This is a genomic window from Pseudomonas sp. GW456-E7 (genome assembly GCF_059424105.1).
On record NZ_JBWKZB010000014.1, the window covers coordinates 31,336 to 53,684 of the forward strand.

Annotated in this window: 24 protein-coding genes; 11 read left to right on the forward strand and 13 right to left on the reverse strand. The window is 58.5% G+C overall.

The window, feature by feature from the left end:
* Nucleotides 1-18: 18 nt before the first annotated feature.
* Both AC07YV_RS11595 and AC07YV_RS11600 read right to left on the reverse strand, forming a co-directional pair.
* The gene (locus AC07YV_RS11595) at nucleotides 19-1,113 is read right to left on the reverse strand and encodes a LacI family DNA-binding transcriptional regulator (protein WP_102699581.1); all 1,095 of its coding nucleotides are present in this window, start codon (nucleotides 1,111-1,113) and stop codon (nucleotides 19-21) included.
* Between the two features lie 62 nt (nucleotides 1,114-1,175).
* A complete protein-coding gene (locus AC07YV_RS11600) occupies nucleotides 1,176-2,303 on the reverse strand; it encodes an MFS transporter (RefSeq protein ID WP_102699580.1) in 1,128 nt (375 codons plus the stop codon).
* 301 nt (nucleotides 2,304-2,604) lie between these two features.
* Between AC07YV_RS11600 and AC07YV_RS11605 the strand changes: the two genes are divergently transcribed.
* The 5 genes from AC07YV_RS11605 (at nucleotide 2,605) to AC07YV_RS11625 (ending at nucleotide 5,950) form a co-directional block, all read left to right on the forward strand.
* Complete coding sequence (locus AC07YV_RS11605) at nucleotides 2,605-3,876, forward strand: MFS transporter (RefSeq protein WP_102699579.1); 1,272 nt, start codon at nucleotides 2,605-2,607, stop codon at nucleotides 3,874-3,876.
* Between the two features lie 241 nt (nucleotides 3,877-4,117).
* Nucleotides 4,118-4,393 (forward strand): metal/formaldehyde-sensitive transcriptional repressor, encoded by a 276-nt coding sequence (locus AC07YV_RS11610; RefSeq protein ID WP_007974809.1) that lies wholly within the window; start codon nucleotides 4,118-4,120, stop codon nucleotides 4,391-4,393.
* Nucleotides 4,394-4,412: 19 nt separating this feature from the next.
* Nucleotides 4,413-5,354, forward strand: a complete 942-nt coding sequence (gene dmeF, locus AC07YV_RS11615; protein WP_102699578.1) for a CDF family Co(II)/Ni(II) efflux transporter DmeF — start codon at nucleotides 4,413-4,415, stop codon at nucleotides 5,352-5,354.
* Between the two features lie 39 nt (nucleotides 5,355-5,393).
* On the forward strand, nucleotides 5,394-5,765 hold the full coding sequence (locus AC07YV_RS11620; protein WP_102699577.1) for a hypothetical protein: 372 nt from the start codon (nucleotides 5,394-5,396) through the stop codon (nucleotides 5,763-5,765).
* Between the two features lie 2 nt (nucleotides 5,766-5,767).
* A complete protein-coding gene (locus AC07YV_RS11625) occupies nucleotides 5,768-5,950 on the forward strand; it encodes a DUF1289 domain-containing protein (protein ID WP_102699576.1) in 183 nt (60 codons plus the stop codon).
* A 66-nt stretch (nucleotides 5,951-6,016) separates the two neighbouring features.
* On the opposite strand, the gene AC07YV_RS11630 is transcribed toward AC07YV_RS11625, so the two are convergent.
* Entirely contained in the window at nucleotides 6,017-6,892 is an 876-nt protein-coding gene (locus tag AC07YV_RS11630; RefSeq protein ID WP_494990287.1) for an MliC family protein, read from the reverse strand.
* Between the two features lie 184 nt (nucleotides 6,893-7,076).
* Here AC07YV_RS11630 and AC07YV_RS11635 point away from each other — a divergent pair, with 184 nt between their 5' ends.
* Complete coding sequence (locus AC07YV_RS11635) at nucleotides 7,077-7,850, forward strand: substrate-binding periplasmic protein (protein WP_102699575.1); 774 nt, start codon at nucleotides 7,077-7,079, stop codon at nucleotides 7,848-7,850.
* A gap of 299 nt (nucleotides 7,851-8,149) precedes the next feature.
* Here the strand turns inward: AC07YV_RS11635 and AC07YV_RS11640 are convergent, their stop codons facing one another.
* Genes AC07YV_RS11640 through AC07YV_RS11650 form a run of 3 tightly spaced genes read right to left on the reverse strand, consistent with a single transcriptional unit; the run spans nucleotide 8,150 to nucleotide 11,233 of the window.
* Nucleotides 8,150-9,532, reverse strand: coding sequence for an LLM class flavin-dependent oxidoreductase (locus AC07YV_RS11640; protein ID WP_102699573.1), 1,383 nt, complete (start codon nucleotides 9,530-9,532; stop codon nucleotides 8,150-8,152).
* 37 nt (nucleotides 9,533-9,569) lie between these two features.
* Nucleotides 9,570-10,415: an amino acid ABC transporter permease gene (locus tag AC07YV_RS11645; RefSeq protein WP_102699572.1), complete on the reverse strand. Its 846-nt coding sequence runs from the start codon at nucleotides 10,413-10,415 to the stop codon at nucleotides 9,570-9,572.
* Nucleotides 10,412-11,233 (reverse strand): ABC transporter substrate-binding protein, encoded by an 822-nt coding sequence (locus AC07YV_RS11650; RefSeq protein ID WP_102699571.1) that lies wholly within the window; start codon nucleotides 11,231-11,233, stop codon nucleotides 10,412-10,414. Before AC07YV_RS11650 ends, AC07YV_RS11645 begins: the two co-directional genes overlap by 4 nt.
* 218 nt (nucleotides 11,234-11,451) lie before the next feature.
* Here AC07YV_RS11650 and AC07YV_RS11655 point away from each other — a divergent pair, with 218 nt between their 5' ends.
* Nucleotides 11,452-12,624 carry an acetyltransferase domain-containing protein gene (locus tag AC07YV_RS11655; protein WP_102699570.1) on the forward strand — a complete coding sequence of 391 codons (1,173 nt, stop codon included), beginning with the start codon at nucleotides 11,452-11,454 and terminating at the stop codon, nucleotides 12,622-12,624.
* 57 nt (nucleotides 12,625-12,681) lie between these two features.
* Here the strand turns inward: AC07YV_RS11655 and AC07YV_RS11660 are convergent, their stop codons facing one another.
* Complete coding sequence (locus AC07YV_RS11660) at nucleotides 12,682-13,455, reverse strand: ParA family protein (protein WP_102699569.1); 774 nt, start codon at nucleotides 13,453-13,455, stop codon at nucleotides 12,682-12,684.
* Between the two features lie 237 nt (nucleotides 13,456-13,692).
* On the opposite strand from AC07YV_RS11660, the gene AC07YV_RS11665 reads away from it, so the two are divergent.
* The 3 genes from AC07YV_RS11665 to AC07YV_RS11675 all read left to right on the forward strand — a co-directional run bounded on the left by AC07YV_RS11665 (nucleotide 13,693) and on the right by AC07YV_RS11675 (nucleotide 15,486).
* Nucleotides 13,693-14,391: a potassium channel family protein gene (locus tag AC07YV_RS11665; RefSeq protein ID WP_102699568.1), complete on the forward strand. Its 699-nt coding sequence runs from the start codon at nucleotides 13,693-13,695 to the stop codon at nucleotides 14,389-14,391.
* Between the two features lie 143 nt (nucleotides 14,392-14,534).
* Nucleotides 14,535-14,990 (forward strand): glycine zipper 2TM domain-containing protein, encoded by a 456-nt coding sequence (locus AC07YV_RS11670; RefSeq protein ID WP_102699567.1) that lies wholly within the window; start codon nucleotides 14,535-14,537, stop codon nucleotides 14,988-14,990.
* Between the two features lie 37 nt (nucleotides 14,991-15,027).
* The gene (locus AC07YV_RS11675; protein ID WP_102699603.1) at nucleotides 15,028-15,486 is read left to right on the forward strand and encodes a metallophosphoesterase family protein; all 459 of its coding nucleotides are present in this window, start codon (nucleotides 15,028-15,030) and stop codon (nucleotides 15,484-15,486) included.
* Between the two features lie 98 nt (nucleotides 15,487-15,584).
* On the opposite strand, the gene AC07YV_RS11680 is transcribed toward AC07YV_RS11675, so the two are convergent.
* Nucleotides 15,585-16,043, reverse strand: a complete 459-nt coding sequence (locus AC07YV_RS11680; protein ID WP_102699566.1) for a winged helix-turn-helix transcriptional regulator — start codon at nucleotides 16,041-16,043, stop codon at nucleotides 15,585-15,587.
* Nucleotides 16,044-16,177: 134 nt separating this feature from the next.
* Here AC07YV_RS11680 and AC07YV_RS11685 point away from each other — a divergent pair, with 134 nt between their 5' ends.
* The gene (locus AC07YV_RS11685) at nucleotides 16,178-17,455 is read left to right on the forward strand and encodes an MFS transporter (RefSeq protein ID WP_102699565.1); all 1,278 of its coding nucleotides are present in this window, start codon (nucleotides 16,178-16,180) and stop codon (nucleotides 17,453-17,455) included.
* A gap of 2 nt (nucleotides 17,456-17,457) precedes the next feature.
* Here the strand turns inward: AC07YV_RS11685 and AC07YV_RS11690 are convergent, their stop codons facing one another.
* The 5 genes from AC07YV_RS11690 to AC07YV_RS11710 all read right to left on the reverse strand — a co-directional run bounded on the left by AC07YV_RS11690 (nucleotide 17,458) and on the right by AC07YV_RS11710 (nucleotide 22,067).
* A complete protein-coding gene (locus AC07YV_RS11690) occupies nucleotides 17,458-18,105 on the reverse strand; it encodes an amino acid ABC transporter permease (RefSeq protein WP_102699564.1) in 648 nt (215 codons plus the stop codon).
* 1 nt (nucleotide 18,106) lies between these two features.
* Nucleotides 18,107-18,787 (reverse strand): amino acid ABC transporter permease, encoded by a 681-nt coding sequence (locus AC07YV_RS11695; RefSeq protein WP_102699563.1) that lies wholly within the window; start codon nucleotides 18,785-18,787, stop codon nucleotides 18,107-18,109.
* A gap of 3 nt (nucleotides 18,788-18,790) precedes the next feature.
* A complete protein-coding gene (locus AC07YV_RS11700; RefSeq protein ID WP_102699562.1) occupies nucleotides 18,791-19,567 on the reverse strand; it encodes an amino acid ABC transporter ATP-binding protein in 777 nt (258 codons plus the stop codon).
* 16 nt (nucleotides 19,568-19,583) lie between these two features.
* On the reverse strand, nucleotides 19,584-20,549 hold the full coding sequence (locus AC07YV_RS11705; protein ID WP_102699561.1) for an ABC transporter substrate-binding protein: 966 nt from the start codon (nucleotides 20,547-20,549) through the stop codon (nucleotides 19,584-19,586).
* Nucleotides 20,550-20,633: 84 nt separating this feature from the next.
* Nucleotides 20,634-22,067, reverse strand: coding sequence for an amino acid permease (locus AC07YV_RS11710; protein WP_102699560.1), 1,434 nt, complete (start codon nucleotides 22,065-22,067; stop codon nucleotides 20,634-20,636).
* Nucleotides 22,068-22,349: the final 282 nt, after the last annotated feature.

Sequence of the window (22,349 nt, forward strand, 5' to 3'; positions counted from 1 at the left end):
CTTATTCATCGATTGGCGTTAAACGTCCTGCACCTTGAGCGTCGAACTGCGCACGATCAATTTGGTGGCGAATATCTTCTGTTCAGGTTCCAGCGGAGTATCGGCCGGTGCATTCAACTGCTCGGTCAAAAGCCTTGCCGCGTAGACACCTTTCTCGACGATGGGTTGGCCAATGGTGGTCAGGCCCAGTTGCACCGCCTCGGGAATATCGTCGAAGCCAATCACCGAAAGGGTTTGTGGAACCTCGCGATTGAGCGCATGGGCGGTTTTCATGCAAGCGATCGCCATGACGTCCGAACAGGCCACCACCGCCGTGACGTCGCTGGATGTCAGCAAGGTAAAGGCAGCGGTTTGCCCGGACGTCGAGTCAAGACCGCCGGCCTCTATGATGCTCAAATCCTCGAATGCCAGGCCGGCTGCACTTGCCTCTTCCACGTAGCCGGTCAGCCGCTCCCTGACGATACGCTCACTTGCACTCTTGAAACGGTGCCGGTCGATGGGGCCGCGGTATCCGTCCGGGTTAAGACGGTCAATGATGACCCCTATCTTGCGATGCCCCAGATCCAGCAAGTGACGCATCTGCGCACGTGCGGCACCCCGGTCATCAATCCCGACAAAAAAAGAACCTTCCACCAACGGCGAATCGATCACCACAAACGGAATGTTCTGTTTCACCACGGCCAGCACGGCCGGGTGGTCATCGGGCAGGGTCGAGATAATCAAGCCATCGACCAACCCGCGCAGCGCAAGGCTGCCGTGATTCGCTGCCTGTGTCCGGCCGACAAACCGGTTGTTGTTGAGCGGGAACAACGTCAGCGCGACGTTCTCCAGTTCCCCTACCTCACTGATCCCGCGCAGCAGGGCAACAGTGCAAGGGTCGGCGAACGCCAGGGACAACTTGTCCATCATCATCAACCCGATCGCCCCGATCTTGCCTGAACGAAGGCTACGCCCAAGCACATTGGGTCCCGGGTAACCCAGTGACGCCGCTACGGCAAGGATATGCTCACGCTGGGCCTCGGACAGTTTGGATGGGCGATTGTAAGCGTAAGACACCGCGGGCTGGGACACCCCCGCCGCCAGTGCTACATCTTTCATTGAAACGGATGCCATCGCTTGCTTCCCAACCTTTTTGAAAACCTCATGAGAGGTCAGTGAAAAAAAACGCCATGCACTCAGTGTAACCGTTGAGGTGAAACCTTCGGAACCAGCCGAGTGGCACTGAAAATGATCGCGATCATCAACGCGGCAACAGCGAGCAACGCCAAGGGCAGGCTGCTTGCATGGGCGACGAAGCCAATGGCTGCCGGCCCCATCAAAATGCCGAGGTAGCCCAGGCTGGTGGCGGCGGCAATGGCCAGCTCACCAGGCATTGTCTTTTGGGCACCTGCCAGCGACAAGTAAACCGGAGCGATGTTGGCCAGACCTGTGCCAATCACCGCAAACCCCACCAGGTTCAACAGCCAATCATTCGCCAACACCACCAAAGCGAACCCCAACATGACCACGACTCCACCGCCAATGAGCACCACCCGTGGCCCCAGTTTCAGCAGTATCCGGTCACCGTTCAATCGGCCCAGCGCCATCATCACCGCAAACACTGCGTAACCCAGCCCGGCCAGGGAATGCTGGACACCTCGCTCGTCAGCCAGGAACACCGCGCTCCAGTCGAGAATCGCGCCCTCCGCAAGAAAGGCGAACAGGCAAAGCATACCCAGCAGTAAAACCTTTCGGGTAGGCCTGACAAATATCGGGCTGCCTTCGTCACCGCTGCGCCCCAGCAACTGTCGGCCATGCGTCAGGACGAACGCGACCAGGATCGCCATGACCGCACTGCTTGCCATCAACGGCGTGGCGCCCAGCCACAACAAGGCGGTGATACCGGCAGCACTGACAATCGCGCCGAGGCTGAACAGCCCATGGAAACCGGACATCAGTGAGCGTCCCGTCGCGCGTTCCACCATCACGCCCTGAACGTTCATCGTTACGTCGACCGACCCGCACCCTGCCCCGAAAACGGTCAGGGCGAAAATCAAACCGGCGAAGGAGTGAGTCGTCGCCAACAAGGGCAAGGTCAGCAACACCAGCGCAATACCCACGTGCATCGTAAAGCGACAACCCTTGCGCGCATTGAGAATACCCGCCAGCGGCATCATCACCAGCGAACCCAAGCCAAGGCACAGTAACAACAGCCCCAGGGCCGCGTCGTCGATCCCCGCTCGCGTGCGGGCATAAGGTACCAACGGAGCCCAGGCGCCCATGCATAACCCCGACAACAGGAACGTCGATCGATAGGCCAGCATATGAGGTGTAGCGCACGGCAGTAGCAATTCCTGAGATGACACGGAAACCCCTGTGCTCGGATCAATTTGAGTTATACGTATAACCCATAATAACCCGTTCGGCCACAGGATCCGTTCAAAACCAACAGCCTCGTCACACATGACTACATGCTTTACGTCGCCTGAATTGAGAATAGCCACGAAAAAGTTGACATCAATCTTGCCACCAATGTTATTTTTGAATGGAGTTATACGTATAACTCTTGCCTTACTCAGCTTTTGCATGAACACCCAACAAAAACAACAGGGACAATGCAGCGTGATGAATAACGTTCAAAAAACACCGATCCCCACTCGCATCCGCAAGGCGCGAATCGCGACGTTCCTCGGATTCATGATGATCGGCGCCATGATGTACATCTGGTCAACCGGGGTGAGTGTCTTCAGGACGCAACTGGGTTTTACCGGTGAACTGGGTGATGCGAACTTCGGCCTGATCGCACTCGGAGTCGGCGTCGGCTCAGCGGCGGGAGCGCTGCTGGTAGGCCGCCTGCTGGACACCTTCGGCGCTAAACCGGTAATCACCGTGTGCGCCCTCGCCTACCCCCTGTCCATTATCCCGCTGGGTTTCGTCAGCGGTTTCTGGTTTGCGATGTGTTTTGGCGTTGTGCTGGGCTTGCTGCGCGGCGCCCTGGATACCGCATTGAATGCCCATGGCGTTCAAGTTGAGCGGTTTTACCAGCGCTCGATCATGTCCGGCTTCCATGCGCTCTATTCGCTGGGTGGTTTTCTGCTCGGGATGGCGTGCAGTTGGCTGACGGGTTTCTACACCGACAGCGTAAAAGTGCCATTTACCGTGCTGGGCATCGCCATGCTGATTGTCGGCTGTATTTTCAGCCGGTGGCTGCTGGGCAGGCATGACGTTCCCGACGCGTCATCCGGTGCCTGGCAAACAGACGCTCAGTCCGCTGATGAAGTCGGCAAGGGTCCATCGACCAAAACGCTACTGGTGATGATTGCACTCGGCGCTCTGCTGCTGGGCAGCATGATGGGTGAAAACGCGATTGCCGACTGGGGCCAGGAGTACATTCGCCGCGAGTTCTCAACATCGACTTCCACCGCGGGCATGGCGGTGTCGATATTCGTCGGTGCGGCTTTCATCGGGCGCCTGTTCGGAGACCGTCTGGCGGCGACCTTTGGTAACGCTCAAGTGGTTTTCGCATGCGGGACGGTCTGTGTCCTCGGCATGACCCTCACCATCGTCGGCGGCACGGCCGTTACCGGCATCCTCGGCTTCGCGTTGTTCGGCCTCGGACTTTCCTGCATCGCGCCACTGATGATTTCCGCCGCCGGGCGCCGGGACCCGCAACATGCAGGCCGCAACATCGGCATCGTCAATTGCATCGGCTTCTCGGGCATGCTCGTGGGACCCGCCGCCATCACCGTGATCGTCAGCCATTTCGGTCTGGATTCGCTGATGTTTTTCCCGTTGATCATGCTGGGCCTGTTAGCCACATTGGGCCCACTGCTGATGAGAGCGCCAAAAATCGACAAGCGCGTAAAACAGTCCGTCGCCAGCAACACCAGCGCCTAGATCATCGGCGAACTGCTCGCGAGTGCCAGGCCTTCATAGGCATCGAAGGTGATGGTGAATCCGCCCTCGGCCCGTTCGTTGATGGATCAATCTCGTCAGCGTTTGCGAGTCGATGCGTGGCTGGGGTATTGGAAGCACTGTTAATGCACATGACCGAAGAACTCGCGCAGAAAAAATAGTGCATAGGTATAGGGGGTATGCCTATCATGCGCAAAGCATAGGTAAAGGGGGTATCCATCCAATGGGCCATATCGCAGCCAACAAAGACGATCTTCTCAAGCGTGTAAAACGCATCGCCGGACAAATCCAGGCCGTTGAACGCGCACTGGAATCGGATCTCGATTGCGCCAGGACACTGCACCTTGTGGCCGCCACTCGCGGCGCCATCAACGGTTTGATGGAAGAAATCATCGAGGACCACGCACGCGAGCATGTCGCGAACCCTGCGCTGAGCGAAGCAGAGCGCAACAAGGGCGTCGAAGAGTTGCTTGAAGCCATTCGCCGTTATTCCAAGTGAACGCATCCAGGTAGACATCATGAGCAGCCCCCCCATCAACTACAGGCACGACCACGTGTTCCTTGGCCCGGCGCACGACGAAAATGCCAGGCGTACGCTTTGGGTTGTGGCACTGACCGTTGTGATGATGATTGGCGAGATTACCGCCGGGTACCTCACGGGCTCGATGGCGCTACTGGCCGATGGCTTTCACATGGCAACCCATGCCGGCGCATTGGGCATCGCGGCGGCCGCTTACGGATACGCAAAGCGCCATGCCTACAGCCAGCGCTACAGTTTCGGTACCGGAAAGGTTGGCGACCTGGGCGGGTTCGCCTCGGCGCTGATCCTCGGCATGGTCGCCCTGGGCATTGGCGTTGAGTCTGTCATGCGCCTCTTGCAGCCCACGGAGGTTCAGTTCGGCACTGCGACGCTCATCGCGATTGCCGGCCTGATCGTCAACGTCGTCAGTGCGCTGCTGCTGGGCTACGATCACAGTCATGGACACAGTCATGAGCACGATCATGAGGATCACGGCCATGCCCATGCCCATGCCCATCACAGCAACGACAACAACCTGAAATCCGCCTACGTCCACGTCATCGCAGACGCGCTGACTTCGGTTCTGGCCATTGTTGCACTGCTCGCTGGCCGGTATCTCGGCTGGGTATGGCTGGACCCGGTGATGGGCATCGTCGGCGCCATCGTTATCGCGCGTTGGGCCTGGACCTTGATGGGGACCACCGCAGGTGTGCTGCTCGATCAGACCGATGCGCAGGTTGCCGAGGAAATCCGCGAACGGGTCGAAAAACCGGGGGATGCCACCATCACGGACTTGCACGTCTGGCGAGTCGGACCGCAAGCCCATGCAGCCATCGTCAGCGTCCTTGGCGAAGCCACGGCGAGCGCCGACAGCATTCGTGAACGTCTTAAACCAGTGCACGAAGTCAGCCACCTGACGGTCGAATTTCGACCTGCCTGATCCCGCACCTCCCCACTCTTGTCTCCAAAGGAACCCCGAATGCCACCAGGCAAACGTGAACTGGCGCGGATCGAACGCCGGTTGATCACCACGCTCACCGAAGCGTGCGAAACCGCAAAAGGTGAAATCAAAGGCTTTGCCTGGCTCACCCACACCGCTGACCTGAATGCGTTGACTGAAACCCTGAAGGTCATCTGGGTGTTCGAAACCCTGGCTGACAGGCAGCTCGCCCAGGTTCAGGCGAAGGCGCGCATCCTTGAGTTGACGGCCATCGCGTTGAATGAGGCCAACATCGACCTGACCCCTTCAGACCGCAATGTCCGCCTCGACTCTGAGGAGGAGTGCCAACGCACTCACGCTGGTGACTGGAAAAATCGCCTGGCTCAATCACGGGTGGCCAAAGGTGACTGACAATGGCTAAGGAAATCGAAAACCCCTGCATCTCGGTTTGCCAACTCAGTGGCGATCTGTGTGTGAGTTGCGGGCGTAGCAAGGAAGACATCAGAAAGTGGAAACGCATGAAGCGGCCTGAAAAAATGGCCGCTGTGCAACGGGCGAATGTGCGTTTGAAAGGGCTCAGGAAAGCACTGGGTTAACCAAAAAGCCTATTGCGTGTCGTTGATCTCAACGTTTGAATGCGCGCTTTGATCAAGCGCGCAGTTTCAAGGTTTTCTTTTGCAATGTAACTCGAGCGCACCGTATCCCCACGTGATCGTCGTCTCGGCCTGATGCTCCCAAAGGGTCTCATTGCGCCCAAGGTATTTGCCACTGCCGCCTGGCTGCTGGTACATCAGCGATACGCTATCGCCACGCTCTGCGATGAGCGTCGGCGGATCGGTTTTGAAGAACGTGGCCGAAACCTCATTAGCCGGGTTGCCGTCGCACTCGTAGTAAACAGGCCCTGTGCCCGATACCAGTCGGTACCGTGCCTGCAACTCGGCGATGCGGCGCTGGTACTCCATGCGTACGCATGCACCCACGTCATCGCTCTTCCAGCAGTCATCGCGCCCCTTGATCCATCCACGTTGCTCTGCTTTCAGCGTGGGAGGATGCTCGTTGCCGGCCTTGATACTCGCACTGGCATACACTTGCGACAGCTTGCGATCGAGTGCGGACAAGTCCTTGTCCTTACAAATCATCGCTTCAATACCGCCGGGCTCCACCTTGCCGCAATCGTAGGAAGGGCCAGGTGGAACATTGACCGTCAGGGGTTTTCCGGCGTCGCTCCCGTTCGCCCCCATCGCCTTGGTCTGCTGATCAATGTACCTGCACCACTCTTCGGAGCTTCGTTCAGGGACGTTTGCCCCACCGCGAACCCCTAACTTGAATTCGATCACCGATTTCCATTCGTCGGAGCCCATATCCGGCCCGTGCCCTTGCGCATCGGCGGTTTGCAGTCTCTTGTCGATCGCTTGGTACCAGGCGTCGGAGCATAGGGATTGCGCCTGGGCAAATCCCGTGGCGCCAACAAGAAACAAGGCAAGATACTGGGTCATGTGCAGTCCTTTTAGATCCGGGCAGTCGTCAAACAACGGCATAGGGCGGTTACTCCATCAACGAGCAGATCTTTGCGAGTTTCGCAGATCATCCGGCGGGTCGACCACAACGGGCTTGTTATAATCAGCAAGAACCAACAGAACCCCGACAATTGAATACCTGACCGCCAGCGCTGGAATGAAGCACTCAATGAAGCGTCCAGGGTTAAAAAGGACTTATCGCGGAATGTGGCCATATCTTGCTCCGACCCTTCTGACGTGCATCCTCCAACTGCTGGCAGCGAGCGCCAACGCCGCACAGCAGACGCATGAAACGCTGACGATCATGGTAGAAGATGCCGCCGCACCCTGGTCAAACAGCGACGGTACAGGGTACGCCAACGACGTGGTCCTCGCCGCCTTCAAAGAGATGGCCGTGGAGGCCAGGTTAAAAGTGGTGCCCTATTCACGCTGTAAGTACATGGTGCTCAGCGGCCAGGTCGCCGCTTGCTTCAACATGAGCTGGCAACCCGAATTCCAGGGCAAGATCAAACTGGCGACGCGACCGATATTCAAGGTCAGTAACGATGTTTTTGAATCCATCAAGGCGCCCTTGCCGAAGCCCCCGGACGGTCAATGTATTTTGCCGCCCGGCACCGTCGTCGGCATCACCAGAGATTACGAATACTCAGCCCAGGTCATCGCGCTCCAGACCTCAGGGGTCGTGTTCGAGAACTCCCTCTCAGACTTGACCAGCCTCCAGAAACTCGCTGCTCGACGCTTTCAGGCAGCCGTGATCATGAGCAATGACCTCGAGGTCAGAAACCGAAAGGCTCAGCAGTCAGGGACAGAAGATACCGTGCGCTTCGCCTTCAATTGCGGTCTGGTGAACTCGACGATAGGTTTTAGCCTGTCCCATCCAGACGGATTGCGAGCACTGGAAATGTATGACGAGGGCTATCGACGCATCGAGGCCAACGGTGTGCTTGAGAGGCTTCACCGGCGCTGGTTTCCTGAGTAGTGAATTGCCCCGTGTTTCATGGAATGAGGTTCTTCACGCATCCCCGGAAAACTGTAGGAGCCAGCCTGCTGGCGATGGACTCCAGTGCGCCGCGTTCATCCAGTTCGCCCGCGTTATCGTTAACGACCATCGCTGGCAGGCCAGCTCCCACAAAGGACCGCGTCCACGCTGAAAAACTGTAGGAGCCAGCCTGCTGGCGATGGACTCAAGCGCGCCGCGCTCATCCAGATCACACGCGTTATCCTTAACGACCATCGCAGGCTTCGCCAGCGCCTACAAGTGACCTCCAGGCCTGGCCACTACAAACCTTCATTGAAACGGAACGAAGCGCCATAAGCCGACGCTGGCAAATGGTTCGAACCGTCACCCCTTAACCGCGAGCGAAAGGTACCGCTTTGCGGTTGGGTCCGGTAGAGCCCACGTTTCTGCAATTCAGGGATCACCAGTTCTACGAAGTCCTCAAGACTGCCCGGGCTGATCAGCGGATTGATCATGTAACCGCTGGTACCGGAAATTCTGGCGTGTTCCTCAATGCGCTCGGCCACCTGTTGAGGGGTGCCCACGAGAATAAGATCACTGCCTCGGGTGACGTTGGCAAAACGCTGTTTGACGTCGCCTGCCGTCAACGGTTTGCCACTGCCATCGGGATGCATCACATAGGAGGTCATGCCCTCGGTGTAGGTGGAAAGCGCCTCACTGTCGGCATAGCGGCCGATATCAATGCCGGTGTCGCCCGCGTAACTGACCAGTTGCGCCTGCAAGTGATAGTTGCTTTGCAGTTCGTCGTACTTGCGCTGAGCCTCAATCTCGGTTTTCGCGGTGACGATTCGCAGCACTGTCAGGGACTTCACATCCTCACGCTGACGGCCACGTGCCTGAGCCTTGGCCCAGATTTCCTCCAGCCCCAGGCGAATTTCCTGCGGGTTGGACTTGGCAATGAAGATCAATTCGGCGTGCTTGGCTGCGAACTCACGACCGCGCCCCGACCAGCCCGCCTGAATCAACAAAGGCGTCCGTTGTGGCGAGGGGGACGTCAAATGCGGCCCGGCCACCCGGTAATGCTCACCCACATGATTGATCGGGCGTACGCGCTCGCCCCGAGCGTAGAGCTGGCGTGACTTGTCCGCGACCACGGCGTCGTCGGCCCAACTGCCCTCCCAGAGTTTGTAGACCACATCAAGAAACTCTTCGGCACGTTCATAGCGGTCATCGTGCTTGATCATCTGCTCCAGGCCGAAGTTCCGGGCGGCGCTGGACAGGTAGGAGGTGACGATGTTCCAGCCGACCCGACCGTTGGTGAGGTGATCCAGCGTGCTGAAGCGTCGGGCATGGGTAAAGGGATGTTCGTAGCTGGTGGTCACGGTAACGCCAAAGGCCAGGTTTTCCGTAACGGCGGCCAATGCCGGAATGATCATCAGCGGATCGTTCGCCGGGGCTTCCACGGCCCACTTCATCGCCGCATCGGCGTTGCCACCAAATACATCGTAGAAGCCCAGCACATCACCAAAAAACAACATGTCGAGGTGAGCCTGATCGGCAATGCGCGCCAGGTTCGACCAATAGCCCAGGGAATTGATCGCCAGTCGTTCGTCAGCGGGATGCGTCCAAAGGCTTGGCGCGCCGCCACAGCCCACACTGGCTTGCTCATAGAGCGCAAACAAAAGAGGTGTTGGATCGGACATCGTGGTTCCTGTAGATAAAGTCATTAAACGCGGCGGTTCACCGCTGATTGTTGAAACCTTTGCCGTAGTGGCGCTCAAGGCGGTGCTGTATCAATTCCAGCCCGATGGAAAGCAACCAATAGATGACCGCTGCGGTGGTGAGCATTTCGATGTAGCGATAGGAAGACCGCCCATAGGACTGCGCCAGAAACATGACCTCCCACACGCCCATCACCGAAATCAGGGATGAGTCCTTGAGCATTGAAATGAACTGGCTGGTTGTCGGCGGAATGATCGTGCGCATGGCTTGCGGCAAGATGATGTGCACAAAGGTCGCCCTCGGCCCAAGCCCCAGCGCCTTCGCCGCTTCGCGCTGCCCGGGTGCTACCGCCAGGATGCCGGCGCGAAAGATCTCGCTCAGATAGGCACCATAGTTAAGCGAAAGCGCAATGATCCCCGCGCTGATTGCCCCGGGTACAACGCCCAACTGCGGCAAGCCCAGATAGATCAGCAGGATCTGGATCAGCAGCGGTGTACCGCGAAAAAAAGACGCATAGAAACTGGCAATACCGAATGCCACTGCGCTGCGTGACAGTCGCGCCAGCGCCGTCACAAAACCAAGGAGCAATGAAAGCCAGATCGAACAGAAACACAGGAACAACGTCAGCGCGGCGCCTTGCAGGAAACCGTTTGGCCCAAGATGCAGGCCGACCAGATTGGGCCATTTCTCCAGGATGATCGAAAACTTCAAATCGAAGCTCATGAAGAACAGGACGCACAATCCAGACAACGCCGCCCAGGTCAAATACAGGCGAGTGCGAAATCCAAACAATTGGCTAAGGCGGCGCGTCTCGATTTCGGGGGCGGCAGTTGCCTTGGCCGGGTGTGGGTTGAGGGCTGTCATTGGCTGATGTCGGCACCGATCCACTTCTGCGAAATCTTGCTCAGCGTACCGTCAGTCTTGAGTTGAGTAATGACCTCGGTGACTTTGGCATTCCATTGCGGGTCACCCTTTTCAATGGCCACGACGTTCGGTTCGGCATACAGCGTTTCGCCGGCTATTTTGAAGCGTGGATCCTGGGCAATCCGCTCGCGAGCGGTGATGAGGTTGGTGACCATGGCATCAAGGCGCACGCCTGTGCCCAGCGCCAGGTCCTGGAAGGCCACTGTTTCATTGTCATAAGGGGCCACCTGGACGTTATCGAACGGATAGTTCAACGGCTTGTCCTCGGCACCCTCGATCACCAGATCCTTGTTCAAGTAGGCTTCGTAAGTCGACGCGCTGATCACACCGACTTTTTTACCGGACAAGTCTTTGCCCGCCGTGATGTCTTTGTCCTTGGCATTTACCACGATCACTGCCGGCGACTGGTAATACTCGACCGGAAAATCGAACACCTCGGCCCGTGCCTTGCTCGGGGTCATCGAGCAGACGCAGATGTCATAGCGCCCGCTCCAGCGGCCAGCAGCAATCACATCCCAGGACGGTGTTTCCAATTTGAGTTTGACCCCGAGGCGTTGCGCAACAGCCTTGGCAACATCCACGTCAAACCCGTCAAGTTGGTTCTGATCATTGAGAAACGAGAACGGCGGATAACTTTCCATCAGGACGCCGGTCAGCTCGCCTTTTTGTGTCACGCGATCCAGGGTCGCACCCGCGAAGGCCGTTGAACAGGTAGCTAGCAACGCCAAGCCAAGGGGTAGAAGCGCCATAGTTTTCAAAGACAAATGCTCCAATCAATTCAAAAAACCTGAATAGATTAAAACGCACTATAAAACGCATTTGTACTTTCTTTATGGAATATAAGGCTCGCTTCAGGCTATATCGAATCAATGGCCGGAACGTTCACGGGGCAGGCCTATATTATGTTATACAGTAACCAATCGTACTCTGTCGGTGGCTACTGGCAGAGCTCTCCACTCCCTGCCTGCGACTTTCGATGACACACTTCAATCAGATTCCGCCCACCACGAGCGTAAGCCAACGCCTGCTATCCATCGATGCCCTCAGGGGATTGGTGATCCTGTTGATGCTGCTCGATCACGTGCGCGAGACGTTCTTTCTACACCGCCAGGTAGCCGACCCGATGGTCATCGATACCACCGAGCCGGCGCTGTTTTTCAGCCGGACTCTCGCCCATTTATGTGCGCCGGTGTTCGTTCTGCTCACCGGATTGTCTGCCTATCTGTACGGCGAAAAACACCAGGGCAAGAAAGCCGTGTCGATGTTCCTGTTCAAGCGCGGTCTATTCCTGGTTCTGCTGGAGTTCACCCTGGTGAATTTCGCCTGGACATTCCAGTTCCCGCCCAATGTGATCTACCTGCAGGTGATCTGGGCGATCGGCCTGAGCATGACGGCCCTCGCTGCACTGGTCTGGCTGCCTCGGCCGTTCCTGTGTGTGCTGGGCCTGGTCATCGTCGCCGGGCACAACCTGCTCGATCCCCTGCACTTCCCGGTCGGATCAGCGATGCACCTGCCCTGGGCAATCTTGCATGACCGCGGCTGGATCGAATTCTCCGACAGCTTGCGCCTGCGCACTTCCTATCCCCTGCTGCCGTGGATCGGTGTCATCGCCCTGGGTTACTGCATCGGCCCCTGGTTCGCACGCTCAGCCTCGGCCACCGTGCGTCAGCGCTATCTGCTGCTGGCCGGGGCCGGCGCATTGACCGGTTTCATCGCACTGCGCCTGGTTAACGGTTATGGCGAGGCACATTGGGTGCACTATGAAAGCGCCACACACACCCTCATGAGTTTCTTCAACATCACAAAGTACCCGCCTTCCCTGCTGTTCCTCTCGCTGACGCTAGGGGTGGGCCTGTTGCTTCTGCCTGGTTTTGAGCGGGCTCGGCAATGCAAGTGGATCAGCACTCTGGCGGTATTTGGCGCGGCGCCGATGTTCTTCTACCTGCTCCATCTTTACGCGCTGAAAATGCTGTATCTGACCCATGTGGCGTTGTTCGGTTTGAATCAGGGCAACTACTTCGGTTTCGACAGCATGTGGATGGTGTGGCTGACGGCAGTGCTCTTGGCTACAACGCTGTATCTACCCGTGCGCTGGTTTGCCGCATTGAAGGCTCGTCGTCGTGATATTGGCTGGCTCAAATACTTCTGATCGGGGTACAGGTTCGCCGCGGGCGGCCGGTAACAGCGCGAAGACAGCGACTCGCTGTCAGGCGGCCCGCTCCAGTGCATCCAGCAAGCCCGCGTACTCCAGCGAGAGCTTGTGGCGCGGGGCCAGATGCACGATGGGAACAGACACTTCGTGAGACTCGCGCATCTTGACGGAACTGCTGAGATAAACCGGCAGCACTGGCAAGCCTTCGGCCAGCAGCTCATTGACGAGACTCTGGTGAAACCCGGTGTGCCCGGTGAACTGGTTCACCACCACCCCTTCCACTTCAAGTGACTCATTGTGATCGAGTCGCAGTTCTTCGACTTGAGCGATGACCCGGTACATCGCCTGGCGAGAAAAGCTGTCGCAATCGAATGGAATCAGCACCCGGTCTGCCGCCACCAAAGCGCTGAAGGTGTAGAAGTTCAGCGAAGGCGGCGTATCGATATAGATGCGCTCATAATCCTCGGACAGTTCAACCAGCAACTTGCGCAGCTTGTTGATCTTGAACTTGCTCTCGAGTCTTGATTGCAGGTCTGCCAGATCGGGACTCGCCGTCACCAGGTGGAGGTTGTTGTAATGGGTCTCGGTGATGGAAACCCGATTGCGTCTGCCTTCGAAACCGCCGGACAACGTCTGCTTGAAGAAATCGGCTATGCCTGCAGGAATAAGCTCGTCGCTCAGCCCCGTGAGGTAGTGAGTCGAGTTGGCCTGGGGATCGAGATCAACCAGCAGCGTTCGGTACCCTTCGGCAGCACTCACAGCGGCAAGATTGCAGGCGATGCTGGATTTACCAACGCCGCCTTTTTGATTGAATACGACACGACGCATAAGGCTTGCTCATCCATGAAAAGGCCAAAGGCCATCTGTAGTAAATGTAAGCAGTCATGTCAATTCTATGACCGCAATATTACAGTTTCACGACAGTGGTTGCCGGAAGGCACGGACTAGAGCATTCCAACTCCCATTCACGACTTGAATCGTACTGCCGACTATTCTGAAGCCAAGTCTGATTTCAACCGCGCGACGTCTGGCCTGAAGTTTTACTCAGGTCTCTGGGAAACCGATATGACAAATCCGCAAGATAAAGCCGAATTCGACGAGGGTTTAGCTCAGATGCTCATGGGGAAAGGTCCCTGCACCTATCTATTGCTGCTCTTGCTGGGATTGATCCTGCTGTTTCCCTTTCTTGAGCAAGGTCTGTTTGCTCGTACGTTGCTTGGCATTCTGTTTTCAATCGTGCTGCTCGTGGGTGCTTTCGTCACCAGGCAGACTCGGCGGGGATTCATTCTCAAGCTGGGCCTGGCGTTGCTTGGGGTTGGCCTTCAATGGACGGCGTTGTGGGCTCAGAGTATCGCGATTCTCAACCTTGCCGGGATAGCTTATACGGCGTCTCTTGCCGTCTCGTTCAGCGGAGTGCTTCGCTATATTCTCAATCGCGGGCCAGTTTCTGCCGACAAGCTGCATGGCGCGCTTGCGGGTTACATCATGCTGGCCTTCGTCTGGTCCTTCGTATATGCCCTGGTCGAGATATCCAGCGCTGGTTCATTCGGCCCCGGCCACTTCGACTTCGAACAACCCGGCACGTTCTTCAAACTGATTTATTTCAGCTTCACGACGCTCACAACCACCGGTTACGGTGATTTTATCCCGATGACCAACCATGCCCGCTCACTGGTGATGGTCGAAGAATTTTCAGGCGTTTTTTACGTGGGTGTGGTGATAGCGCGGTTCGCCGGTCTTTATCCCTCGAACCAGGCCAAGTGACGCCTGTTGAAGCTGTCAACTCTGCCTTGCGCAAGCCCCGCTACCGACCTTGCCCGGTAAAAGAACCGAATGCATCAGGCTTTTTCGTCTAACGTGAATTGAAGCGTTTGCATGATCTATTCCCCTGAAAATGGAGTTCGACGATGAAAACTATCGCTTCCTGGCTGTCGGTTACGTTTCTTGGGCTGGTGCTCGGCGGCTGTTCCGCGGTCGGTGCCGGGAGCGGAGGCGCTGGCGAGACGCAGATTCGTTCGGGGAAAATCGAGCAGATTTCCCTCACCCAGATGCAGACCAATCACGATAGCGGCGTCGGCGCCATTTTGGGCGGCCTTGGCGGTTTAGCCTTGGGAAGCCTGGTCGGCCAGGGAACCGGTCGGGATGTGGCGATGGTTGCCGGTGCCCTCGCCGGCGGGGTTGGCGGCAATTACGTCGAAAAGAAAAAGTATGATCAGCCCGTGGACGCTCAGCAGATCATCGTTCGGACCCAAAGCGGCGTACTGGTTCAGGTGACCCAGCCAATCAATCCGGCGCTGACAAAAGGCCTGAAGGTTTATGTCGAGGGCAGCGGTAACGAAGCGCGGGTAGTGCCGCAAAGTTAGTGGCGGCACCGTCCGAATGCCGCTCGACCCGCCCGCGATGAAAGTCGGTGTCATCTCCGACACCCACGGCCTGCTCCGCCCCGAAGCCATCGCCGCCCTGCTGGGCTGCGATTGCATCATTCACGCCGGCGACATCGGCAGCGCGCACATCCTCGAGCAATTGGCGGCCATTGCCCCGGTGCACGGGGTGCGTGGCAACAACGACCTGGACGCGCCCTGGGCGCGCGAGCTGCCCGACTGTCTGCGCCTGGACCTCAACGGCTGGAAGGTCCTGCTGGTGCATGACATCGCCGACCTTGCATTCCATCCAGATGAGCGTATCGACCTGGTGATCACCGGCCACTCCCATAAACCAGGCATCGAATGGCGCGGCGAACGACTGTTCCTGAATCCGGGCAGCGCCGGGCGTCGACGCTTCAAGTTGCCGGTCACCCTGGCACTGCTGGACCTGTCTGCACAGTCCATCGAACCTCGGCTGGTGTCACTGCTCGACTGATTCATCTGCCAGGCACCTGCGCACGGGTCATACAGCGCCAAACCGAAAAATTGAAACATTGAACAATGACTGCCCCCTCGAACGCATGGGCCATCGATTCACGACTCGTCGGCAACCACTCTGACCCTGTGGCAGTCGGCCGGCCCCAGTTTCTGGCCGCTCGAGGAACGAACTTCAATCGGCATCAGGGTCTGGCCGCGCTCATTGTCCAGCAGCACAGAACGCGTCTCTTCGCGCTTGAACAAGAAACGTTCCCCCCACTGCCGCAGGCTGACCACCACCGGAAAGATCTCCCGTCCTTTTTCCGTAAGGACGTACTCCTTGTAGGCACTGCCGTCTGACGCGGGTTGTACGTCGAACACACCGACCTCAACCAGGGTTTTCAAGCGCGATGCCAGAATGTTCTTGGCCACGCCCAGGCTTTTCTGAAATTCGCTGAATCGACGAATGCCGTCGAATGCGTCGCGGATGATCATCAGCGACCATCGATCCCCAATGGCCTCCAGTGTTCTGGCTACCGGGCATTCGCTGCTGTGCGGTGAAGTGTCTTCGACCATCGTATTGACCTTCCGGATAAGGATTGCCGGCCTGCCTTGCAGTCCCGAGCAAAGTGGTTGCAATTTAAAACCTGATCCGATAACAATTAAATCAAGTTTTTAATTGAAACCAGTTTAGCGCCACGGAGGCTCATGTGACAGCCGATGCCGATTCAGCCACCTGCCCTTTCACATCGCAGGCTTCGGGCCTGCCCGATGCGGATAATGGGAAAAGCGCCCGCGCAGACAGCGCTGCGGGGCTTTCTCCGTCACTTACGCTGTTGTTTTCCGTCACCTGCGCGCTAGCAGTCGCCAACGTGTATTTCGCCCAACCCCTGCTCGACTCAATGGCTCAGAGCCTGGGGGTTGCCTCATCGATGATCGGGATCGTGGTGACGGCTACCCAGGTCGGTTACGCGCTGGGATTGCTGTTCATCGTCCCGCTGGGTGACTTGTTGAACCGCAAGGGGTTGATCCTGACGCAAGTGCTGCTGTCTGCGGTTGCACTGGCAGGAGTCGGTGCAGCGCAGCAATGGCTGACCCTGTTGGGCGCCATGGTCATCGTGGGATTGCTGGCGGTGATGGTTCAAGTGCTGGTGGCCTATACCGCCGTGCTGGCAACGCCGTCACAACGGGGCCAGGCCGTGGGCACCGTCACCAGCGGCATTGTCCTGGGCATTCTCCTGGCGCGGTTCACCTCTGGGCTGATCGCCGACCTGGCGGGCTGGCGCGCCGTGTATTTCGTTTCGTCGGGCTTGATGCTGGCCCTCGCGGCGGTGTTCTGGAAGGTGCTTCCCGCCACAGTGTCTCCACGCAACCGAAACACCTACCCGGCACTCATCCGTTCGATGTTCAGGCTGTTCATGACCGAACCGGTCTTGCGCATCCGGGGCCTGCTGGCCTTGCTGATCTTTGCCGCGTTTTCGGTGTTGTGGACATCCATGGTGCTGCCATTGAGCGCGCCTCCGCTGTCGCTGTCGCACACAGCCATCGGCCTGTTCGGTCTGGCCGGCGTCGCCGGTGCCCTCGCCGCCAGAAGAGCCGGTCGCTGGGCCGACCAGGGGCTGGGGCAACGCGTGACCGGCATTTCGCTGGTGATCCTGACGCTGTCCTGGTTGCCCATCGCGTTTGCGCAGACATCACTGATCGCGCTGGTGTGCGCAGTGGTCCTGCTCGACTTCGCGGTACAAGCCGTACACGTCACCAACCAGAGCCTCATTTTTGCCGCACGCCCCGACGCCCAAAGCCGCATGGTGGGCGCCTACATGTGCTTTTACTCGGTGGGCAGCGCACTGGGGGCCGCGGCCGCGACCCAGGTGTATGCGCAATGGGGCTGGATCGCCGTCAGCCTGCTGGGTGCCTCGATCAGTGCGACGGCCCTGGTGCTGTGGTTGATCACCTGGCGTTGGCACAGGCAGCGCTACGCCAGATAACCTCAGTGCCTGGTTTTGCGCTCGAGCATGCGCACGCCAAGTGAAAGCGGATAACACAGGGCAAAGTAGATCGCGCCGACCAGAATGTAGATTTCCAGCGGCATGAAATACACCGAGCTCAGATCCTGCGCCCGCAGCATCAAGTCCGGTGCCGCGATCAGCGAAGCCACGGACGTATCCTTCAACAGCGAGATCGCGACGTTGCCTATGGGCGCCAGCACGATGCGGATGGCCTGGGGCAACACGACCCAACGCAGCACGTTGTGGCGTGCCATGCCAATCGCTTTCGCCGCTTCCACCTGCCCCTTGGGCACGGCCTCGAGCCCCGCACGGTAGATCTCTGCCAGATACGCTGCAGCGTTCAGTCCCAGGCCAATCATCGCGGCCTGGAACGAGCTGAAGTGAACGCCGATTTCGGTCAGGCTGAAATAGACGATGAACAACTGCACCAGCGCCGGGGTGCCACGAAACAGCTCGATGTAATAGAGCGCGGCGCGCCGCAATGCGCGGTTGCCGGAAAGCCGTGCCAGCGCCACCAGCAAACCGACGATCAAGCCGATGACCAACGCACCGAACGCCAACTGGAGTGTGGCCCAGGCGGCCGCCAGCAATTCTACATGGGTCGCGTCCCACAACTCGCCATAGCCCATCTCAATTCTCCTTGACGACTTTGAGACGGCGTTCGGTGCGCGCCGCCCAGTGGGAAAGCACCAGGCTCAGGATCAGGTAGATCATCGCCAGCAGGAAGTAGATCAGGTTGGTCTGGTAGGTTTCGCTGACCAGCATTTTCGCCTTGAACGTCAATTCCGGCACCGCTGCCGCCGACGCCAGGGAGGTGTCCTTGAGCAGGCCGATGGCGAAGTTGGCCATCCCCGGAATCGCCACCTTGAACGCCTGTGGCAGCACGATAATGCGCATCGCCAGAGACCGGGTCATGCCGATGGAGAACGCCGCTTCGCTTTGGCCACGGTCAATGGTGCGGATGCTCGACCGGAAAACCTCCGACAGAATGGCCGCACCGTTCAGGCCGAAACCGATGATCGCCGCGCCGATGGCCGGCAAGGTAATACCGATATAGGTCAGGCCAAAGTACAGAATGAACAACTGGGTCAGGATCGGTATGTTGCGAAAGATCTCCAGGTAAACGCTGGCGATCAGACTCAGGAGGCGGCTGCGCGAAAGCCGCATCAACGCCAGGCAAAAACCCAGCAACGCCGCTACTACAAACGCAGCAGCCGTCAGGCCGATGGTAGTCAGCGCCCCGACGCCCAGTACGTTCAGAAAGTACGGCAGCATCTCGATGGCTTTGTTCAGCGCAGTGGTATCGAACATCGATCAATGCTCCTGCACGGCGCGGATGAAGGAGCGGGTACGTTCGATCTGGCTCTCGCGGAAAATCTGTCGCGGCGGACCCTGTTCGACGATATTGCCGTCAGCCATGAAGATCACCTGGTCGGAAACGCTTTCGGCGAAGCTCATTTCGTGGGTGACGATGATCATCGTCATGCCCTCTTCCGCCAGCCTGCGCATCACGCCCAGCACTTCCCCGACCAACTCCGGGTCCAGTGCCGAGGTCGCCTCGTCGAACAGCATCAACTTGGGCTTCATCGCCAGCGCCCGGGCAATGGCGATCCGTTGCTGCTGCCCGCCCGACAGTTGCTCGGGAAAGGCATCGCGCTTGGCGAACATGCCGACCTTGTTCAGCAGGTCCTCGGCCAGCTCCACCGCTTCGGCGCGATTGCGCTGCTGCACCTTGAGCGGACCGAGGATGATGTTTTCCAGCACCGACAGGTGCGGGAACAGGTTGAAGCGCTGGAACACCATGCCGATTTCGGCGCGCATCCGCGCCAGTTCCTTATCGCTCATGGGCACTTTTCGGCTGCCCACCAGGCGCTGGCCGATCAGTTCGTTGTCAATGTAGATGTCGCCTTTGGTCGGCTCTTCCAGGTAGTTGACGCAACGCAGCAAGGTGGTCTTGCCCGAGCCGCTGGGGCCGATGAGCGAGATTTTCTGGCCCTGCTGCACGTTGAGGTCGATGCCTTTGAGAACGTCCAGGCTACCGAAGGACTTGTGCAGCCCTTCGATACGCACCAGTGGAGTGGATTCAGCCATGGGTCAGGTCCTCGATTCAGGCAAAGGCCTGACTGAAATCACGGGCTGGATGCTCGAAGGGTCCAATGACATTGCCCTTCTCGTCGCGGTCCACACCGATGCGCGGGTCCTTGGCGGGCGGTACGAGGTAGTCCGGGTTCTTGATGCCGTACTTGGCCAGCACCGGCTTGATCTGATCCGTGGCTTTCAACCAGCGCAGCCCCTGGTTCACCCCATCGAACAGGTCCTGGTTCTGCGGATGGACACCCCAGATCGCCTCGAACTTGGCGGTCAGGCTGGGGAATTTCTCGTCGTAGGCCATGGGGATCTGCTTGAGCTTGAGGCTGGGGTCCTGAAGGATCATGTAGTCGATGGTCGGCGCATCCAGCACGGCAAAATCCAGGCGCCCGGCGCGCACGTCGCGCAAGCAGGAATCGGTGTTGTCGTAGAGTTTGACCTCCTTCACCCCCTCGATTTTCTTCATGTCGGGGATGGTGAAATAACCGGTGATGGCGCCGATGGTACGGCCCTTCACATCATTGACCGTGATCGAGGTATCGAACGGTTCGCTGTCGCGCATGATCACGTAGGCACCGGTGTAGAACACCGGGTCGGTCAACAGCAGGATTTTCGAGCGCATGGGGTTCCAGGCGAAGTTGCCGCCGAACCAGTCGGCACGCCCGGACCGCACGGCTTCGACCACCGCCGGGAAGCCCATGGTCAGTACGTCGAGCTTGAGTTCGAGGCGGTCGGCAATCAGCTTGAGCAACTCCAGATCGGTACCGACCGGGACGCCTTCGCGCAGCGCGCCCAGGGGCATGTCGCCCAGGCAGGCCGCTGTCAGGTAACCGGGACGTACGGTCTTGATCGGTTTGTCGGCAGCGAACGCGAACGACATCGGGCCCGTGGCACTGGCAGCCATTGCCGCCAGTGAACCGTAGCCTGCGGCCTTGAGCACTGCGCGCCGGGAAACACCCTGGGTATTGAACTTGAAGTCGGACATACATCACCTATAGGCAAATTATTGTTGTGACCGGTACAAGCCTTGCTACTCAACCGCCGTCCGTGGCGCGATGCTTCCCGTGATTTATGACCGTGTCGGCAGACCCGCGAGGATGTCGATGGCATTGACGTGGGGGGTGGCGGCGGTTTGCCGTTGGCGCCTGAGGACCAGGTAAGCGACAGACACCACGGCGAGGCTGACGAGGCTCGCCAGGAACTGTGTACGCAAGGATTCCTGGAACGCCATCGCCACCAAAACACCCGCAATCACTGCCACCACAGCATAGGACAGCCATGGGAACAGCCACATCCTGAGGGTCAGCCGCGCCGGCGCGGTGGCTTCGACCTGGCGGCGTACCCTGATCTGCGCCAGCGCCACCGCCAGGTACACGAACAGCATCACCGCACCGGAAGCGTTGACCAGGAACAGGAACACGCCCTGCGGAGAAATGATCGCCGCCATGATGGCGATGTAGCCGATCACACTGCTGAGCAGTACAGCGGCCCTGGGCACTTTGCGCCCGGTCAGCACCGACAGTTTTGCCGGGGCGTCACCGCGCTGGCTGAGGCCGAACAGAATCCGCGAAGACACGTACAGCCCGGAGTTCAGCGCCGACAGCACCGCAACCAGCACCACCGCCTGCATGATCATCGCCGCCCCTGGAATGCGCATGACCTCCAGCGCCGCCACGAACGGCGAATGACCGGCGACGATCTGGCCCCAGGGCACCACACAGACAATCAGGAAGATCGAACCGACATAAAAGGTGATGACACGGAAGATCACCGAACGGGTCATGTTCGCGACGTTCTTCGACGGATCGTCGGACTCGGCGGCGGCAATCGTCGCAATCTCGGCGCCTCCGACAGCGAAGATCACCGTAGGCACGCCAGCCAGGATCGCACTCACGCCGTAAGGCATGAAGCCGCGGTCATTCACCAGATTGCCCAGCAGCGCGCTGGTGCTCGGTGCGAACCCGAACAGGTAGGCGCCCACCACAAAGATGAAGACGATGATCGCGAAAACCTTCAATGAGGCGAACCAGTACTCGAACTCGCCATAGGACTTCACCGAGAGGCAGTTGATGGCGGTCATGATCGCCAGCAGGCTTAGCCCGATCATCCAGGCCGGCAGCGGTATCCACTGTTCAAGGATATTGGCGCCGACCACCGCTTCCACCGCCACCACGATCACCCAGAAGTACCAGTACAACCAGCCGCTGGTGAACCCGACCCAATTACCCAGGCCGATACGTGCGTATTCGGTAAAGGAGCCGACGCCGGGCAGCGCCACGGCCATTTCACCGAGCATGCGCATCACCAGCATCACCACGATGCCGGCAGCGAGATAACTGAGAAAGGCGGCGGGCCCGATTGCCTGGATCGTAGCGCTGCTGCCGACAAACAGGCCGGCACCAATGATGCCGCCCAGGGAGATCATGGTGATATGGCGTTGACGCAGTGCCCCGCTGAGGCGTTGCTGGCCGGGTGTTGTCTTGCTTGGCTGGGCGTTGCTCATCGGAGGACCTCCGCTGCGGTGGATAGGGTCGATCGACCGGATAAATTCATCGAAGACTTTGCGCGAGGGGGACAACTCACCGGATACTCTGTGCCGCCCACTCTCGGGGGCAAGAGGCTTTGGTGTCGGGTAGCCAGGCCTGAGCCCGGCTGGAAAGTTTTATGAGTCATGTGCTTACCCGTTTGGGCTGGTCATCGCCAGCCATTTTCTTATTGTGTTGCATGACAAGCATTACAACTCACACACTAATCACGGTTTTTTAGCTTGTCAATGGGCTTTGTA

Bases quoted from the DNA above. Each gene is read 5' to 3' on its own strand.
- AC07YV_RS11595 (WP_102699581.1), bottom strand. From the start codon at position 1,113: ATGGCATCCGTTTCAATGAAAGATGTAGCACTGGCGGCGGGGGTGTCC.
- AC07YV_RS11600 (WP_102699580.1), bottom strand. From the start codon at position 2,303: ATGCTGGCCTATCGATCGACGTTCCTGTTGTCGGGGTTATGCATGGGC.
- AC07YV_RS11605 (WP_102699579.1), top strand. From the start codon at position 2,605: ATGAATAACGTTCAAAAAACACCGATCCCCACTCGCATCCGCAAGGCG.
- AC07YV_RS11610 (WP_007974809.1), top strand. From the start codon at position 4,118: ATGGGCCATATCGCAGCCAACAAAGACGATCTTCTCAAGCGTGTAAAA.
- dmeF (WP_102699578.1), top strand. From the start codon at position 4,413: ATGAGCAGCCCCCCCATCAACTACAGGCACGACCACGTGTTCCTTGGC.
- AC07YV_RS11620 (WP_102699577.1), top strand. From the start codon at position 5,394: ATGCCACCAGGCAAACGTGAACTGGCGCGGATCGAACGCCGGTTGATC.
- AC07YV_RS11625 (WP_102699576.1), top strand. From the start codon at position 5,768: ATGGCTAAGGAAATCGAAAACCCCTGCATCTCGGTTTGCCAACTCAGT.
- AC07YV_RS11630 (WP_494990287.1), bottom strand. From the start codon at position 6,892: ATGCCGTTGTTTGACGACTGCCCGGATCTAAAAGGACTGCACATGACC.
- AC07YV_RS11635 (WP_102699575.1), top strand. From the start codon at position 7,077: ATGTGGCCATATCTTGCTCCGACCCTTCTGACGTGCATCCTCCAACTG.
- AC07YV_RS11640 (WP_102699573.1), bottom strand. From the start codon at position 9,532: ATGTCCGATCCAACACCTCTTTTGTTTGCGCTCTATGAGCAAGCCAGT.
- AC07YV_RS11645 (WP_102699572.1), bottom strand. From the start codon at position 10,415: ATGACAGCCCTCAACCCACACCCGGCCAAGGCAACTGCCGCCCCCGAA.
- AC07YV_RS11655 (WP_102699570.1), top strand. From the start codon at position 11,452: ATGACACACTTCAATCAGATTCCGCCCACCACGAGCGTAAGCCAACGC.
- AC07YV_RS11660 (WP_102699569.1), bottom strand. From the start codon at position 13,455: ATGCGTCGTGTCGTATTCAATCAAAAAGGCGGCGTTGGTAAATCCAGC.
- AC07YV_RS11665 (WP_102699568.1), top strand. From the start codon at position 13,693: ATGACAAATCCGCAAGATAAAGCCGAATTCGACGAGGGTTTAGCTCAG.
- AC07YV_RS11670 (WP_102699567.1), top strand. From the start codon at position 14,535: ATGAAAACTATCGCTTCCTGGCTGTCGGTTACGTTTCTTGGGCTGGTG.
- AC07YV_RS11675 (WP_102699603.1), top strand. From the start codon at position 15,028: ATGAAAGTCGGTGTCATCTCCGACACCCACGGCCTGCTCCGCCCCGAA.
- AC07YV_RS11680 (WP_102699566.1), bottom strand. From the start codon at position 16,043: ATGGTCGAAGACACTTCACCGCACAGCAGCGAATGCCCGGTAGCCAGA.
- AC07YV_RS11690 (WP_102699564.1), bottom strand. From the start codon at position 18,105: ATGGGCTATGGCGAGTTGTGGGACGCGACCCATGTAGAATTGCTGGCG.
- AC07YV_RS11695 (WP_102699563.1), bottom strand. From the start codon at position 18,787: ATGTTCGATACCACTGCGCTGAACAAAGCCATCGAGATGCTGCCGTAC.
- AC07YV_RS11700 (WP_102699562.1), bottom strand. From the start codon at position 19,567: ATGGCTGAATCCACTCCACTGGTGCGTATCGAAGGGCTGCACAAGTCC.
- AC07YV_RS11705 (WP_102699561.1), bottom strand. From the start codon at position 20,549: ATGTCCGACTTCAAGTTCAATACCCAGGGTGTTTCCCGGCGCGCAGTG.
- AC07YV_RS11710 (WP_102699560.1), bottom strand. From the start codon at position 22,067: ATGAGCAACGCCCAGCCAAGCAAGACAACACCCGGCCAGCAACGCCTC.